Annotated in this window: 6 protein-coding genes; all 6 read left to right on the top strand. The window is 67.0% G+C overall.

All coding sequences use genetic code 11. The features are described from left to right. Positions 1-218: 218 nt before the first annotated feature. The 6 genes from ACZ1J6_RS06065 (at position 219) to ACZ1J6_RS06040 (ending at position 18,128) form a co-directional block, all read left to right on the top strand. Complete coding sequence (locus tag ACZ1J6_RS06065) at positions 219-884, top strand: Crp/Fnr family transcriptional regulator (protein WP_431567081.1); 666 nt, start codon at positions 219-221, stop codon at positions 882-884. 116 nt (positions 885-1,000) lie between these two features. Continuing rightward, positions 1,001-1,732 (top strand): Crp/Fnr family transcriptional regulator, encoded by a 732-nt coding sequence (locus ACZ1J6_RS06060; protein WP_243654428.1) that lies wholly within the window; start codon positions 1,001-1,003, stop codon positions 1,730-1,732. 132 nt (positions 1,733-1,864) lie between these two features. Beyond that, a complete protein-coding gene (locus tag ACZ1J6_RS06055) occupies positions 1,865-2,038 on the top strand; it encodes a hypothetical protein (protein ID WP_431567082.1) in 174 nt (57 codons plus the stop codon). 479 nt (positions 2,039-2,517) lie between these two features. Further along, positions 2,518-3,675, top strand: a complete 1,158-nt coding sequence (locus ACZ1J6_RS06050; protein ID WP_465127085.1) for a phosphatase PAP2 family protein — start codon at positions 2,518-2,520, stop codon at positions 3,673-3,675. Positions 3,676-3,693: 18 nt separating this feature from the next. After that, a complete protein-coding gene (locus tag ACZ1J6_RS06045; RefSeq protein WP_431567084.1) occupies positions 3,694-5,661 on the top strand; it encodes an OPT family oligopeptide transporter in 1,968 nt (655 codons plus the stop codon). Between the two features lie 737 nt (positions 5,662-6,398). Further along, positions 6,399-18,128, top strand: a complete 11,730-nt coding sequence (locus ACZ1J6_RS06040; RefSeq protein ID WP_465127084.1) for an Ig-like domain-containing protein — start codon at positions 6,399-6,401, stop codon at positions 18,126-18,128. The last annotated feature ends 20 nt before the right edge of the window (positions 18,129-18,148 follow it).

Below are 18,148 nucleotides of genomic sequence, written 5' to 3'. Positions count from 1 at the left end.
TACTGATCGAAAATGAGTATATGTAAAAATACGGTGCTTTTGCAGATACTTGCGTGGTGCGTCGGGAAAGCCGCATCTCAAGGAACCTTGGCGCGCATCGATCGTTGTATTTTCCTGATAAAATGGAATATCTCTTGGTCGGTCCGGCCAGGGGGAGGGCTCTGCCGATGACAGGCGGATTGAAGACGGGAAAGACCTGCAACAAGTTGTTGCTGGGCATGTCGAAAGACGACCGCGGGCGCGTCGAATCGCTGCTGCGCCGGGAGTGGCTTGCCACCCGGCAGTATCTGGAGCGACGCGGCGAACTTCAGGAAAAGGTCTACTTCATCGAATCGGGCGTGGTTTCCAACCTGGAGACCAGCGACATTCCCATACCGCTGGAAGTCGGCGTGGTCGGCTGCGAGGGTATCGTTGGCGCGAGTGCGATCTGTACCCTGCTTCCGCAGCGGGACAGCTGCGTCCAGATCGAGGGAGAGGCGCTTTCGCTGGATCGCGGGGAATTTCAGACTTTGCTGGAAACGAGCCCGTCGCTGCTGCGCTATCTCCTGCGTTACATCCAGACGCAGATCGTGCAGATCAGCCTTGCCGCCAGCGCCGGCGTGCGGGCCACGGTGCAGCAACGCCTGGCGCGCAAGCTGCTGATGTACCACGACCGCATCGGCAACGACGATCTTGCGCTCACGCATGAGGCGATGTCGATCATCCTTGGCGTTCGCCGGGCCAGCATAACCCACGCCATCCACAACCTGGAAGCCGAGCGCTGGATCAGGGCGCAGCGCGGACTGGTGCATATCCGCGACCGCGCGGGCCTGGTGAAGTATTGCGGGCCGTTCTACGGCGTCGCGGAGGCTCGCTACGCCGAGATCATGGGCCACGAATCCTGAGGCTGCCCTTGCCGCGCGCGCCCGAGATGGCCGGAAGCAGATCTCACGCAACTTACGGCCGGCTGATCCATTGTGCCCGCATGGAATTTGCGCACCTGCAGACGGGGAGAACGCCTGTGCACAGTCATGACGCCGTCGCTCTGTTCGTAAGGCGTATCCAGCTGAGAAGCGTGGTTTCCGCCGAGGAAGTGGAAGCGATGCAGCAGCTTGGCGGCCGCCGCGTCCATGCCTCGCGCGGGCAGGATCTGGTTCTTCCGGGCCACGGCGTGAACCATGCGATCCTGCTAGTGGACGGCCTGCTGGCCCGGTTCGACCAGATGGCGGACGGCAAGCGGCAGATCACGGCGCTGCACATCCCGGGCGACATGGCCGATCTGCATTCGGTGCCGATGCCGCTCCCGGCCTGGGGCATCCAGGCGCTGGTGCCGTCGGTCGTGCTGCACATTCCGCACGGCGACTTGCGCAGGCTTGCGGATTCCCGTCCCGCGATTGCCAGGGCGTTCTGGCGTGACACCGTGACGGATGCCTCCATCCTGGCGAAATGGACGGCCAATCTCGGCCGGGCCGATGCCGTCACCCGCACGGCGCACCTGATCTGCGAGATGGGCATGCGGATGGAAGCGCACGGCCTGGACGCGCGGGACGATTTCGCTCTGCCGATCACCCAGGCCCAGATGGCCGATGCGCTGGGCCTCACCACCGTTCACGTCAATCGCACAGTCTCCGCCTTGCGCCAGGAATGCGGCCTTCTCTTCGAGCAGGGGCGGGTGCGCGTGGAGAACTGGGACGCCCTGGCCGGTCGCGGCAGTTTCGATCCGGGCTACCTGATGCTGGACGTTCGGGTCTGAGCGCCCGCCGCCGCAAGTGGAGGCGGCAAGATCCATCGACGTGAAAGGGGATAGTGCGGGGCGCCTGCTTGTGCAGGCATCGGCGGAAGACTAGCGGCTTGCGCGGATGGCCGAACAGAGGATGCGCCTGCGATGACCGACGACGAACTGATCGACCATGCCCAGCGGCTTTACGATCTTGCCGCATCGCGGGTGGGATCGCGCCTCGACCTGATCCATCTTCGCGATCTGGTGCCCGATCTGCTCGACCGGCTGCGCTCCCGGATCGAGCCCGACCATGAAGGCGAAGGCACGCGTTCGTTCTGACATTCGCGGTATTCTTCGCATGGTCCGCGGACGACAGCGAGCAGGAGGGGGCGGCAACGCAGCGCGCCACCGCCCCCCGGTCCATCGTTGTTTAGAGGCGAGGACCGGGCGCGGCCTCTAGAGCGGGTTTGCGCCGACAACAAGCGGTCGGCAGCCATAACCCACCGCCCAGATCGCCGGAAAAGCCCGTCCTGCCGTTCACGCCGGACATGGAAAGGCCGCCCACCGTGCATGGGGGCGGCCTTGATGGAGTGACGGGGCCCGGTCGGGGGTGGGGATTGGGCCCTCGGGATCTCTGCCTCTTTGAGCAGTCCCGATCTCAACACCCCTGTCGCGAAGAGGTTCCGCCCTTTCGCGGAAAACCGAACATGACGAAGAGTTAATCTGCCGCCCGGATAGCAGTTAAGCCCCGCTTAAGGAGAATTCGGGCTGGACGCGATCCTTTCGAAACGTGGGCTTCGCGCCCCTGGATAACCGCAATGACCCTGATGCAGCCGCTTCTGCCCGTGCCGCCCTCCGTACTCGACGGAGCGGAGGCGCGCGCCGTGGAGGCGAGGCTGCCGGAGCGTTCGGCAGTCCTTCCGGCCACGCGCCTGACGGCATCGGGCCAGGGCGATGTGCTTCGCCGCCATCTCATGGTCGGCCTCGCGCTCAGCCTGGTGGCCCTGGGGATGCTGCTGCACCGGGCCGGGCTGCGGATCGACCCCTGGCGCGCGGGTAACCTGCCGTTCTATCTCGCGGGTGCCCTGGCGCTGGCGTGCCGCCATTTCCTTCCCCGGATGCGGTGGCGCCATGCGCCGGCCGGTGCGGCGTTCAGCGAGTATGCGGCGCTGTTCGCCGTGATCTCACTGATGGGGGCGGCCGCCAGCTATCCGGTCGCCGCGCTCACGCATGGTTATGCCGATGACGCCCTGCAGCGGATCGACGAGGCGCTGGGGTTCGACTGGCTCGCGCTCTATCGCCAGGTCGTCGCGCATCCCTGGCTCCAGGTGCTGGGGACGACCGCCTATCGCAGCATCTACATCACGCCTGCACTGCTGCTGTGGTCGGCGGCAAAGTCCGGGCAGCGCGAGGCGGCCTATCGCTTTCTGGCCGGTTTCTGGCTGGCGGCGGTCATCACCCTGGCCGTGTTCAGCCTGATGCCGGCGCTGGGGCCGTTCTCGCATCTGTGGCACCAGCCGATCGTCTACATGCCGGAAAGCGAGCTTTGGCAGCCCGGCCTGATCCCGGCGCTGCGGGCACACGGCGTCCATGTGGTGGACCTGGCCCATCTGCGGGGCATCGTTTCGGCGCCGAGTTTCCACACTGCCGCGGCCGTGCTCTACATCGTCGCGGCCTGGCGGATTCGGGGGCTGCGCTGGCCGGTGATCGCCCTGAATGCGGCGATGCTCCTGTCCACGCCGGTGGAAGGCACGCATTATCTGATCGACATGATCCTGGGCGCGGCGGTGGCGGTAACCGCGCTTTTGCTGCTCGAATGGCATGTGCGACGCCTGAAAGCGGGCGCTTTTCGCGGCTCGCGCTGGACGGCTGCGCGACAATATGGCAGCGAGCGTGCCGCTTCGACTTCCGAAGATCGCAGAGAATTCCATATCGGGCCTCCTTCTCGTCAGGCAGAAGGCGGGTGGGCCCCATGATCGGCTGAACGGGACAACATGGCGAACCAGACTGGCAGCACGCGCGCGGGATCGCCGCTTGAACTGACCCTGCGCGGGGTGCTGCTCGGCGGCGTGATCACGCTGCTCTTCACGGCGGCGAACGTCTATCTGGGCCTCAAGGTTGGCCTGACTTTCGCCACCTCGATCCCGGCAGCCGTGATCTCGATGGCGATCCTGCGCGGGTTCAAGGACTCGACGATCTTCGAAAACAACATCGTCCAGACCGTCGCCAGTGCGGCCGGGACGCTGGCGGCCATCATCTTCGTGTTGCCGGGGCTGGTCATGATCGGCTGGTGGCAGGGCTTCCCTTATTGGACCACGGCCGCGATCACCGGGACGGGCGGCATTCTCGGCGTGTTGTTCTCCGTACCGCTGCGCCGTGCGCTGGTGCTGGATACGCCGCTGCCCTATCCCGAAGGCCACGCCGCCGCCGAAGTGCTGCGCGTCGGCTCCGAATCGCGCGAAGGTGCCGAGGAAAGCGCCAAGGGTCTCTCAGTTCTCCTGTGGAACGCGCTGGCGTCCGCCGGCTTCGCGATCCTCACCCAGACGCGCCTTGCCGTGGCGGAAGCCTCGGTCTGGTTCCGCGCCGGGCCCGGTGCGACCGGCATTTCCGGCGGCCTCTCCTTCGCCCTGATGGGCGTGGGGCACCTCGTGGGTATTTCGGTCGGCATGGCCATGTTCCTCGGCCTCGTGGTGGGCTGGTGGGTGCTCCTGCCGATCCTGACCGCGCAGAACCCGCTGCCGGGCGGGGCGGAAGTCTGGGCTTCCACCGTATTTTCCGAAAACGTCCGCTTCTTTGGCGCCGGCGTGATCGGCGTGGCTGCCGTCTGGACTCTGTTGCGCATCGCCGGACCGGTCATCGGCGGCGTGCGTTCCGCCCTTGCCGCCAGCCGTGCGCGCCAGGCGGGCGAGAAGCTGGCGGTGGAGGAGCAGGACCTGCCGATCTCCATCGTCTTCTTCGGCACGCTCGCCATGCTGGTGCCTATCGCGGTGCTGCTGTGGAGCGTCATCGGCAGCGGACCGCTGGCAGGCTCCGAAATGCTGCTGATTTCCGGCGCGCTGGCGTTCATTCTGGTGATCGGCCTGCTGATCGCGGCGGTCTGCGGTTATATGGCGGGCCTGATCGGTGCGTCCAACTCGCCCGTTTCGGGCATCGGCATCCTCTCGGTGGTGGCGGCCTCGCTCATGCTGGTGGGCCTGTTCGGCCGCGACCAACCGACTGGAACCACCGAGGCGCTGGTGGCCTATGCCCTGATCGTCACCGGCATCGTGTTCGGGGTGGCGACGATCTCGAACGACAACCTCCAGGACCTCAAGACCGGGCAGCTGATCGGCGCGACGCCGTGGAAGCAGCAGGTCGCTCTGGTGATCGGCGTCGTGTTCGGGTCGCTGGTGATCCCGCCGGTGCTGGACCTGCTGAACACCGCCTTCGGCTTTGCGGGCGCGGCCAATGCCGGCCCTAACGCGCTGCCCGCCCCGCAGGCGGCGTTGATCTCGACCCTGGCCAAGGGCGTGCTCGGCGGCAATCTCAACTGGACGATGATCGGTTGGGGCGCTGCTGCCGGCGTGGCCTTCATCGTGATCGACGAAGTGTTGGGCGCCATGGGCCGCCTGCGCCTGCCGCCGCTCGGCGTCGGTATCGGCATCTACCTGCCGATGAGCGTGATCCTGCCGACCGTGATCGGATCGGTGCTGGGCTTCTTCTACGACCGTTGGGCCGGGAAGCAGCGCGATCCCGAATTCGCCGAGCGCATGGGCGTGCTCACGGCGACGGGCCTGATCGTGGGCGAAAGCCTCTGGGGCGTCGGTTTCGCCGGGATCGTTGCGGCTTCGGGCAGCGACGCGCCTTTGGCCCTGGTAGGCGACGGCTTTGCCGGACCGGCGCTCGTCGGCGGCACGCTGCTGTTCTTCGTCCTGGTTCATGCGCTCTATCGCCGGACCCGCAAGCTGGTGACTTCGGACTGAAGGCGCTGCCCGGTGCCGCGATCGGCGGCATCGGGAACCGGCAAATCCACTGTCCGTTAGTCAAAGGCTGTCCTTGTCGAGACAGCGACCGCGCCGGCGCCCTTTATGCGCGCCGCGTGATCTGCGTACTGCGGATCAGCTCTCCACTTCGGTCGCCGAGGCCTTCGCCCGCCCCTCGATCGCTCGTTCGAGGTGTGACCGGAACCCATGCAAGTGACGGAAACAAAAACCATTTCGGCCTGAAAAATAGAGCCGTAATGAATGTAAATGCGTCTCGTTGAGAACTTCGTGCTCTTCTTTGAAGATGCTGTCTAATCATTGAGAAATAGCGGATTCCGTTGTCCCAAGACGAGATCGGCAGACTTCGCGTCGCTGCTCATGCGCGCGTCGATCTGGCCGTGTTTTGCCTTCCCGTGTCCAATCGCGCAGTCTCTGTGACAAATCGCTTACTTCGCTCGGGAAACTTCGGCTGGAAATCGACGTTGCAGGCCGTAACTAGGTGACATCGCCTAAGTTAAAAACCTGATGGGGACTGGGCCGCAGACGTATTGATGAGTTGGAGGGGCGTAAAAATCCTGTTGCCGTGGCGCCCTAGGTCACGGTGAATAAAACAGAGATTGGTTAGTTGATAAAACTAACCAAGGCGATCTCTTCGGTTCGTCCGCAGACGCGGGCCATCTTCGCGCAACGAACGGCTGTATCGCGCTAGGCGATACTTCAATGCTGGGAGGACCGAGATGGACAAGCGGGTCGAGATCGTGAATCGCGCCACCAAGGCAACAACCAATGCCGTCGCCCGAGCCGGCGAAACCCGCATCCCGATCCCCCTCGATTCCAACGTCAAGATCGACGCCCCGCCCAATTCCGTCGCATCCATGGTCCGCGAGGGCGACGACCTCGTCCTGAAGTTCGCGGATGGATCGATCATTCGTCTTGAGGGCTACTTCGGCTGCTCGCCGGAAGACCTCGGGCAATTGACGCTCGACGATCCCTCCAACGGATCGCAATGGCTGGTGAACCTGAGCGAGGTGTCCTGCGTGGCGCCGGGCGATGTTTCCACCGAGGCCGTCAACTACAACCTGACCCCGCTCGACAGTGCCGCCGCCAGCACGGCCGGTGCCGCCGGCGCGGCGGCGAGCGGGGGGATCAGCAACGGCCTCCTGATCGGTCTGGGCGCGCTGGCCGTAGGCGGCGGTGTCGCTGCGGCTGCCGGCGGCGGCGGTGGCGGTGGCGGCGGCGGGAATGTCGGTAACCCGCCCAGCGACACCACGGCGCCTGCGGTGCCGGTCGTTTCCAGCGGTCTCCAGTCGGGCGGTGCCACCAACGATACGACCCCCACCTTCAGCGGCACGGCGGAAGCCGGCTCGACGGTAACCGTCTTCGACAACGGCACCCGCATCGGCACAGCCACCGCCGCAGCCAACGGTACCTGGACTTTCACGCCAGGCACACCGCTTGGCGAAGGCGCCCATAGCCTGACTTTCACGGCTACTGACGCCGCCGGCAACCAGAGCGCCGCCACGCCGGCACGCGGCTTCACCGTGGACACGGCCGCGCCCGCAGCGCCCGCCGTCACCGGCGGTCTCGAACCGGGCGGCGCGACCAACGATACGACGCCGACATTCACCGGCACGGCGGAAGTGGGATCGACCGTAACGGTCTTCGACAATGGCACGTCCATCGGCACGGCGACGGTCGGCCCCGACGGCACCTGGACCTTTACGCCCGCCGCCCCGCTTGGCGAGGGCGCGCATAGCCTGACTTTCACCGCCACCGATCCGGCAGGCAACCCCAGCGCCGCCACGCCGGCGCTCGGCTTCACCGTGGACACGGCTGCACCTGCTGCGCCGGTCCTGAATCCGACCGACGGCACCACGATCTCCGGCACGGCCGAGGCCGGCGCCACGATCGGCCTCGATACGAATGGCGATGGCACGCCCGATGCGACCACCACGGCCGGTGCAGACGGCACCTGGAGCATCACGCTGCCGGCCCCGCTCGGCAACGGCACCGTCGTCAGCGCCACGGCCACCGACCCGGCGGGCAACGCCTCGGGCGCCGCCAGCGCGACGGTGGACAGCGGCCTGGACACCACACCGCCGGCCACGCCGGTCGTCACCAGCGGCCTCGCGCCGGGCGACGCGACCAATGATACGACGCCGACATTCACCGGCACGGCGGAAGTGGGATCGACCGTAACGGTCTTCGACAATGGCACGTCCATCGGCACGGCGACGGTCGGCCCCGACGGCACCTGGACCTTTACGCCCGCCGCCCCGCTTGGCGAGGGCGCGCATAGCCTGACTTTCACCGCCACCGATCCGGCGGGCAACCCGAGCGCCGCCACGCCGGCGCTCGACTTCACCGTGGACACGGCTGCGCCTGCTGCGCCGGTGCTGAATCCGACCGACGGCACCACGATCTCCGGCACGGCCGAGGCCGGCGCCACGATCGGCCTCGATACGAATGGCGATGGCACGCCCGACGCGACCACCACGGCCGGTGCAGACGGCACCTGGAGCATCACGCTGCCGGCCCCGCTCGGCAACGGCACCGTCGTCAGCGCCACGGCCACCGACGCGGCAGGCAATCCCTCCGCTCCGGCGAACGCCACGGTGGTGAACGGGGTGGACAACGTGCCGCCGCCGATCCCGGTCGTTACCGACGGCGTCGCCGCCGGGGGCGCCACCAACGACACCACGCCGACGTTCCAGGGTACCACCGAGCCGGGATCGAGCGTCACCGTTCTCGACAACGGCACGCCGATCGGCGCTGCAACCGTTGCCGCCGATGGCACCTGGAGCTTCACGCCGACTGCGCCGCTGGGCGAGGGGCCGCACAGCCTGACCTTCGTGGCCACCGATGGAGCGGGCAACCAGAGCCCGGCCTCGGCGCCTTCCGCGTTCTCGGTAGACACCATCGTTCCGGCCGCTCCGGCGCTCAATCCCACCGATGGCACCACGATCTCCGGGACGGCGGAAGCGGGCGCGACCATCGGCCTCGACACCAACGGCGACGGTACGCCGGATGCGACCACGACGGCTGCCGGTGACGGCACCTGGAGCATCACCCTGCCGGCCCCGCTGAGCGACGGCACCGTGGTCGGCGCCACGGCCACCGATGCTGCGGGCAATGTCTCGGGCACCGGGAACGCGACGGTCGACGCGGGCATCGATACCACGCCGCCCGCGGCTCCTGTCGTGTCCGGCGGCAGCGACAATACGGCGCCGGTCATTGCGCCGTTACTGCCCGATACCTCCACGAACGATCCCGCGCCCACTTTCGGCGGCACGACCGAGCCCGGCTCGACCGTGGCGGTGTTCGACAATGGCGCGCCGATCGGCAATGCCACTGTCGCCGCCAACGGCAGCTGGACGTTCACGCCGCTGGTCGCGTTGGGCGAGGGGCCGCATAGCCTGACCTTCGTCGCGACGGACGCCCTGGGCAACCAGGGTGCCGCGTCCGCGCCCTTCGCCTTCACTGTCGACACGAACGCTCCCGTAGCGCCCACGGTCAATCCCACCGATGGCACGATGATCTCCGGCACTGCCGAGATCGGCGCGGGCGTGGGTATCGACATGACCGGAGACGGCGTTCCCGATGCCTACGTCCAGGCGGACGGAGCCGGGAACTGGACTTACGTGCCTGGAAGCGCTGTGCCCGATGGCGTGACGATCTCCGTCACGGCTATCGACGCCGCGGGCAATGTCTCGCCGCCGGCCGCCGTGATCGTCGATGCCAGTGTGCCGGTCGCGCCGGGCATCACGGAAGTGGTCGACGATGTGCAAGGCGTCATCGGCGTCGTCCCGCGCGGTTCGGTGAGCAACGATGCCACGCTGACGATCAACGGCACGGCCGAGCCCGATTCCACGGTGCGGATCTACGACGGGGCCACGCTGATCGGCACGCTCATCGCCGACCCATCCGGCAGCTGGACGCTCACCACCGGCGTTCTCGCCGAAGGTCCGCACGAGTTTGCCGTTACCGCCACCGACGCCACTGGCAATGTCAGCGGCCCTTCGGTGACTTACGGCGTCGTGGTCGATCTTTCGCCTCCGGCGTCGCTGGTCGTGAACCCCACGGACGGCCTCACGCTCACGGGTACGACCGAGATCGGCGCGACCGTGCTGGTCGACACCAATGGCGACGGCACGGCCGACCAGACCGTGACCGCGGGGGCAGACGGCAGCTGGAGCGTCACTTTCACCGCGCCTCTGCCCGACGGGACGGTCGTCAGCGTGACGGCGGTGGACGTCGCGGGCAATTCCACTGCGCCTGCCACTGTCACCGTGGATGACAGCATCGATACCACGCCGCCGCCCATTCCCGTCCTGACGCTGGTGACGGATAATGCCGATCCCGTGCAAGGGTCGCTGTCGAACGGCGGCTCCACCAACGACACCCAGCCCACTCTCAACGGTACGGCCGAAGCCAATGTGACCGTGACGATCTACGACAACGGTATCCTGCTGGGCACGACCACGGCGGACGGGCTGGGGGACTGGCAGTTCGAACCGACCGCGCCGCTTGGCGAAGGCGCCCATAGCCTGACGGTGACGACAACCGACACCAATGGCAACGAGAGCCAGCCATCGCCTGCCTTCGCGCTGACGGTCGATACCGCGGCCCCCGCCGCCCCGGTCATCAATCCTTCGGACGGGCAGGCCATCACCGGCACGGCCGAGGCCAACGCCACCATCAATCTGGACCTCAACAACGATGGCACCGCCGACACCTCGGTCCAGGCTGACGGCGCGGGCGTCTGGAGCTATACGCCGCTCGCGCCGCTGATCAGCGGCACGATTTCCGCCACCGCTACGGATGCGGCCGGCAACACTTCCGGCCCGGCGATCGGAACGGTCGACGCCACCGCTCCGCTGGCGCCGACGATCGTCGCGGTGGCCGACGATGTCGGAATCTACACCGATCCGCTTGTGAATGGTGCCTCGACCGACGACGCCCAGCCCACCTTCAGCGGCACGGCCGAGGGCAATGCCATCATCACGCTCTACGAAGGCACGACCGTGATCGGCACGGCGCAGGCCGGTCCTTCCGGTGCCTGGTCGGTGACGCCGCTGGTGCCGCTGGGGCAGGGGAGCCACGCGCTCACCATCACGGCGACGGATGCGGTGGGCAACGAGAGCCTGCCGGCGACTTTCACCGTCGTGGTCGACAACCAGGGCCCGGACGCGCCCGTCATCACATCGGTGGCGGACGGCGTGGGGGCGATCACCGATCCGCTGGTATCGGGCAGCGTCACTGACGATACCCGGCCGGCGTTTACCGGAACGGCGGAGTCCGGCTCCACGGTTTCGATTTTCAGCAACGGGACGCTGCTGGGCACGGCCCAGGCAGACGGCACGACGGGCATCTGGAACTTCATCCCCGGCGCGGCGCTGCCGGAGGGGAGCAACAGCATCGTCGTCATCGCCACGGACCTTGCGGGCAATGCCGGCACGCCCTCGGCGCCCTTCACGCTGACCGTGGACAGTGTGGTTCCCACCACACCCGCGATCACATCCGCCTTCGATAACGTAGGGTCCGTGCAGGGCGCGTTGGCGAGCGGCGCGGCAACCGACGATACCCTGCCGGTCCTGTCCGGAACCGCCGATGCGAATGCCCAGGTCGACATCTTCGAGGGGGGCATTCTCGTCACCACGGTGACGGCCGATGCCTTCGGCGTCTGGAACTTCACGCCTGCCACCCTTGCGCCGGGCACATATATTTATACCGCGAGTGTCACCAATGAGGCCGGCGTGCCCAGCGCCGTCTCTCCGGACTTCGTGCTGACGGTCTCGACTGCGCTTCCCGGCGCACCCTCTATCACATCCGCTGCCGACGATGTCGGACGCTACACGGCCGCGCTGGTGAGCGGCGACGTGACCGACGACGTGTTGCCGGTGCTGAGCGGCACGGCGCCGATCGGCAGCACCGTAACGGTCTACGACAATGGCACGCCCCTGGGTCTGGCGACTCTGGACGGGCTTGGCGGCTGGACTTTCACGCCGACTTCGGCGCTGTCCGAAGGCCCGCATGTCTTCACCGCCACGGCCACCGATGCCGTCGGCAATACCAGCCTGGCGTCCGGCGGCTTCACGCTGGAAGTGGACACCAGCGCGCCGCTCGCCCCCGAAATCGATCCCAGCGCGGGCGCGATCCTGAACGGCACGGCGGAAGCGGACGCCACGATCCTGCTGGACCTCGACGGTGACGGCACGATCGACGCCACCACCTTTGCCGACGGCAGCGGGGTCTGGAGCTATATCCCTGCGACCCGGCTGGACAACGGAACGACGGTGATCGTCACGGCGGTCGACGCGGCGGGCAATGCCTCGGGCACGGACAGCGTGGTGATCGACCGCACGCCGCCGCAGGCACCGAGCATTACCCAGATCCTGGACAACGTCGGCGCGCAGGCCGGCAATGTCGCCAATGGCGGCACCACCGACGACACTTTGCCCGAACTGACGGGCACCGGTGAGCCGGGCTCGACGATCAACCTGTTCGATTTCGGCGCGCCGGTCGGCACTGTCGTGGTCGGCGCCACCGGCACCTGGTCCTTGCAGCTGACGACGCCGCTCAGTTCGGCGCCGCATTCCTTCACGGCCACGGCTACCGATCCGCTGGGCAATGTCGGCCCGGCCTCGGCTGCCTATGCGGTGACCGTGGACGTCAGCCCGGTCGTCCTGCCGGTCATCACTTCGGTGCGGGACGATGTCGGTACGATCGTCGGCACGGTGGCGCCGGGCGCCACGACCGACGATGCGCTGCCGACGATCGTCGGAACCGCGGGCGGCAATGCGACCGTCGCCGTCTATGACAGTGTGGCGGGCCTGTTGGGCACCACCGTGGCGAACGGCAGCGGCGACTGGTCCTTCACCCCCGCTGGAACGCTGGGCGGCGGCCAGCATACCTTCACGGCCATCGCCACCAATGCCGCTGGCAACTCCAGCAGCTTTTCAGCCGGCTATCAGATCAATATCGATACCACCGTTCCAGCGGTGCCGACGATCACCCAGGCCAACGACGATGTGCCGGGCATCACGACGCCGGTGCTGAGCGGCGGCCTTACCAACGATACCGCGCCCACCCTCATCGGCAGGGCGGACGGCAACGCAGTGGTCACGATCTACGCCAATGGCGTTGCGATCGATACCACGACGGCCTCGCCGACTGGCGATTGGCAATACGTGCTCGTGACGGGCGGAGACGGTCCGCAGAGCATCACCGTCAGCGCCGCCAACGCGGCCGGAAGCAGCAGCGTGCAGTCAGCGCCCTTCGTCTTCACCGTGGACGCCACACCCCCTGCGGCACCCCTGGTCAATCCCACGAATGGCACGGGAACGCTCAGCGGCACGGCCGAGCCGAACACGACGGTGAGCATCGTCATCGGCGGCGGGACGGCCGCGACGGCGAATGTCGACGCATCCGGCAACTGGACTTACGCCATTCCCGGCAGCAATGCCGAAAACACGCAGATCGCGGTGACCGCGATCGACGCGGCGGGCAACGGTTCGTCGGCCACGACGGTATTCGTCGACCTGACCGGGCCTGCCGCAACTGTCGCCATCGCTGCGCAGGACGATCAGGGCCTCGTCATGGGCGCGATCGCGCCCAATTCGACGACCGATGATACGCTTCCCCTGTTCTCCGGAACCACCGAAGCCTACGCGACGGTTCAGGTCTTCGACGCCGGACAGCCGATCGGCACCGTCCAAGCCGACATCAACGGCAATTGGAGCCTCACGCCGGGTGTCGCGCTCGGCAACGGCCCTCACAGCATCACGTATATCGCCACCGACCTTGCCGGAAATGCAGGCACGGAAAGTCCGGCCCTGGTCTTCACGGTTCTGACCGGAAACCCGGCTGTACCGACGATCGTCCAGGTTGCCGACGATGGCCCGACACCTGGCGCCATCCTGGGCGGCGGCGCCACCAACGACCCGACGCCCGTCATATCCGGCAAAGCCGATCCGGGCGCCATCGTCACCTTGATCATCGATGGAACCGGCGTCGCCACGATGACCGCAACCGGGACCGGCGACTGGTCGTTCAACGCGCCCAGCCTCGATGACGGGCCGCATACGATCGCCGTCTCGGCCGCCAATGCTGCGGGCAATCAAAGCGGGCCTTCGGGCGACTTCGCGATCGTCGTCGATACTCTTGCGCCCGGTGCGCCTGTCATCACCGGCAGCGACGGCACCACCGTCATGGGCACGAGCGAAATCGGCGCCACGATTACGCTCGCAGTCTCCGGCGGCGGTACTTACGAAACTACAGCCAATAGCGTCGGCCAATGGAGCCTGACCCTGCCGATACAGGCAGCCAACGGAACCACTCTCACCGCCACCGCGAGGGATGCAGCAGGCAACAATTCCGGTCCTGGGACCGGCACGGTCGACCAGGGCGTCGACATGACCCCGCCTGCCACGCCTGTCCTTTCCACTATCAGCGATGATGCGGGCTTCGTCGTGGGGGCCATCACTAACGGCGGCGTCACCGACGATATCTCGCCGCTGATCTCCGGCACCGCCGGTGCCAACGTGCTCATCTCCGTCTACGACGGCACGACCTTACTTGGCACGACCAATAGCGATGGGGACGGCGCATGGAGCTTTTCGCCGACCCCCCCTCTGGGCGCAGGTCCTCACAGCATTTCCGCCACAGCGACCGCCAATGGCGTGGAGAGCATCAGCGGTAACGCCATCGCCTTCACGCTCGACCTCACCCCACCGCCGGCGCCTGTGGTCGATCCGGGCAACGGCACGGTGTTTACCGGCACGACGGAAGCCAACGCCAGCGTTATCATCACCTACCCGGGCGGATCGACCACCGTTCAGGCGGACGCGACGGGACACTGGACCTTCACGCCGGGCACACCCATTCCCGATTCCGCCGCGGTGACCGTGGCTGCGCGGGACGTGGCGGGCAATCTCTCCGGCAGCACCACGGCGTCCATCGATTCGACGCCGCCCACCGTGCCCGCCATCACCGGCGCAGACGATAATGCCGGCGGTGTCCTGGGCCCCGTCGCTACCGGAGGCGGCACGGACGACACCACGCCAACGCTCTCGGGCATCGCAGAAGCGAACGCCATCGTCTCGGTCTACGACGGTGCGACGCTGCTCGGCACCGCGGTAGCGACGGGCGGCGCCTGGACCTTCACTCCCCCGACCGCCCTGGGAGAAGGGCCGCACAGCTTCACCGTCACGGCCGCGGATACGTTCGGCAACGTCAGCGGCGCTTCCGCGCCTTACACGCTGACCATCGTCACCTCCACGCCCGCCGCCCCGGTCATTACCGGCGGCGCCGACAATGTCGGCACCATAGTCGGACCCATCGGCAATGGCGGGGCCACGAATGACAGCCAGCCCACGATCACCGGCAGCGCCGGCGCGAACCTGACGATCACGCTCTACGAAGGCGCAGTGGCCGTAGGCACGACCACCAGCGACATCAACGGGGCCTGGTCGATCGAGACCAGCCTGTTGCAGGACGGCGCGCACGTTCTCACGGCCGTCGCCACCAATGCGGCCGGCACGGCAAGCGCCAACTCCAGCGCCTTCACCGTCAACGTCGATACCGCTGCACCGAACCCGCCCGCAGTCACGTCCGTCACTGACGATGTGGGCACGATCCAGACCGCTCTGGTATCGGGCGCGCAGACCGACGATACCCGACCGACCCTGACCGGCACTGCAGAGGCGAACTCCACCGTCTCGATCCTGGACCGCGGCGTGCTCTTGGGCACTACCACGGCCAATGGGTCCGGCGCATGGACGTTCACGCCCACCACGCCGCTCGATCCCGGCGGTCATATCCTGACGGTGACCGCCACCGATGCCGTCGGCAACCAGAGCGGGCCCACGGCGGCCTTCAACCTGACCGTGGATACCGCCGCCCCGGCGGCCCCCGCCATCACCGGCGCGACGGACGATGTCGGCGTGTCCGGACCGATCGCCAATGGTGGCCTGACCGACGACGCTCTCCCGCAGATCACCGGTACCGCCGAAGGGAACGCGACCGTCTCGATCTTCAACAACGGCGTCCTGCTGGGGACCGTTGTTGCGAACGGATTGGGGGACTGGTCCTTCACACCGCTCTCGCCGCTGTCGGAGGGCCCGCACAGCTTCACGGCCTCCGCGCGCGACGCTGCGGGCAACGTAAGCGGAACGTCCGCGGCTTACGCCTTCACCGTGGACACCACGCCGCCCGTGGCGCCGGTGATCGTCTCGGCAAATGACGACACCGCGCCGCAGCTTGGCATCGTGGCCAGCGGCGGCGCCACGAACGATACGACGCCGACGCTCTCGGGCACGGCCGAGGCCAATACCAGCATCGCGGTGTTCGACAACGGCCTCCAGATCGGCACGACAACCGCAGACACCAACGGGGTCTGGACCTTCGCACCCACCACGACCCTGGGGGACGGAAACCACAGCTTCACGGTCCGCGCCACCGATGCCACCGGCAACCAGGGCGCCGCGTCCGCAGCCTATACCGTAAGGGTGGACACGGCCGGCCCGGCCGCCCCGGTCATCGCCAGCGTCACTGACGACGTGGGCTCGGTGCAGGGCGCCGTCGCCAATGGCGGTGTTACCAATGACACCATCCCGCTCCTGCGCGGCACGGCCGAGGCGGGCTCAGTACTGACGATCCTGGCCAACGGCACCGCGATCGGCACCACCCAAGTCGATGCCACCGGCAATTGGAGCTTCTTGCCCCCGACCGCCCTTGGCGAGGGCAACTATGCCTTCACCGCCTTCGCCACCGATGCCGCCGGCAACCCCGGCACCGCTTCGGCGGCCTTCGGCATCACCGTAGACCTGACCGCGCCGCCCTCGCCGATGATCACCAGCATCGTCGACGATGTCGCTCCGGTCACGGGCACGGTCCCTAGCGGCGGCATCTCCAACGATGCCTCGCCGCAGCTGAACGGCACGGCCGCGATCAATACCGTGGTCCTGGTCTACGACAACAATGTCCTGATCGGCAGCACCACGTCGAACGGTTTGGGAGCCTGGAGCTTCACGCCGACCGGCACGATCGCCAACGGCGCCCACAGCTTCACCGCCGTGGCCGTCGATCCCGCCGGCAATGCCAGCGCGGCGTCCAATACCTATGGCATGACGGTGGACACCGCCGCGCCGGTCCAGACCATCGCGATTACGACGCTGACAACCGACACCGGCACCCAGGGCGACTGGAGCACGCAGGACACAACCCCTACCATCGGCGGCACGCTCAGCGCCGCATTGGGGGCGGGTGAGCAAGTGCAGGTCCAGATCGACGGCGGCACCTGGATCAACGCCAGTTCCTCCGGATCGACCTGGTTCTACGGCGCGGGAACCTTGGCGACCGGATCGCACAGCATCATCGCCCGCGTGGTCGACGCGGCGGGCAATGTCGGCAACAGTGCCTCACAGAACCTCAGCATCGCCGCCATTCCGGCTCAGGCACCGATCGTCCAGGCCACCGGCACATCGCTGCTCGGCCTCGTGGGGGTCGAGGCGCTGAACCTCATCGACCTCAGCACCCAGTCGCTGATGGCGGTCGACCCGAACAACAACCTGAAGAGCGTCCAGGTCCGTTACGCGCCGCTCCTGGCGCTCAGTCTCGGCGCCTACACGCTGACCGGCTCCAGTGCGCTGGCAGCGGAACTGGGCCTGCAGATCGCCGTCACCAATACGGCAGGCCTGCTCGGCATCCTCGCGCCGACCTCCACCCTGACGATCACCTCGCTCAGCGGCGGCGCGATCGACAACCTGGCCGTCAACGAACTGCTCAACACCGTGCACTTCCAACAGAACGTCTCGACCCTGGGCGTGGACCTTCTCAATTCGGTCAGCATTACCGCCACCGACACCACCAACCTTTCGGCCTCTTCGTCCACGGGGACGCTGCTCGATCTCAGTCTGCTGAACGCCAGCGGTTCGCCGAACTTCATCGAGGGCGACGGTGGTAACAACCTCCTGAACGGCACCGCAGGGAACGACCGTCTCTACGGCCACGCCGGCGTCGACGTGCTGAACGGCGGCAACGGCAATGACTTCCTGCGCGGCGGTCCCGGCGCCGATACCCTCAACGGCGGCGCCGGCAACGACACCCTGGTCTACGACTCCGCGGACACATTGATCGACGGTGGAACCGGAACGGATACACTTCTGATCGACAGCGGCACCGGACAAGTGCTGGACTTGGGAACGGCCACCAACATCCGGAATATCGAGGTGATCAATCTCGGGATCGGCGATGCGGGGCGGCGGATAAACCTAACGGAAGCGGGAGTCATTCGTGCCACCGAAAGCAGTCATCAACTCACCATCAACGGCGATGGGAACGACAGCGTGACGATGACCGGCGCGGTGTTCCAGGGACAGACGCTCATCAATGGAGAGGCCTACAACCATTACTCTCTGGGTACGACCGACATCTTCGTCGACCATCCGGTGATGGTCGTCATCTGACAGGAAGCTGGGCCAGCGAA

Source organism: Novosphingobium sp. BL-S-21, from assembly GCF_055521655.1.
The sequence above is the reverse complement of the archived record's forward strand: the minus strand, read 5'-3'. Positions and strand labels throughout refer to the sequence as shown.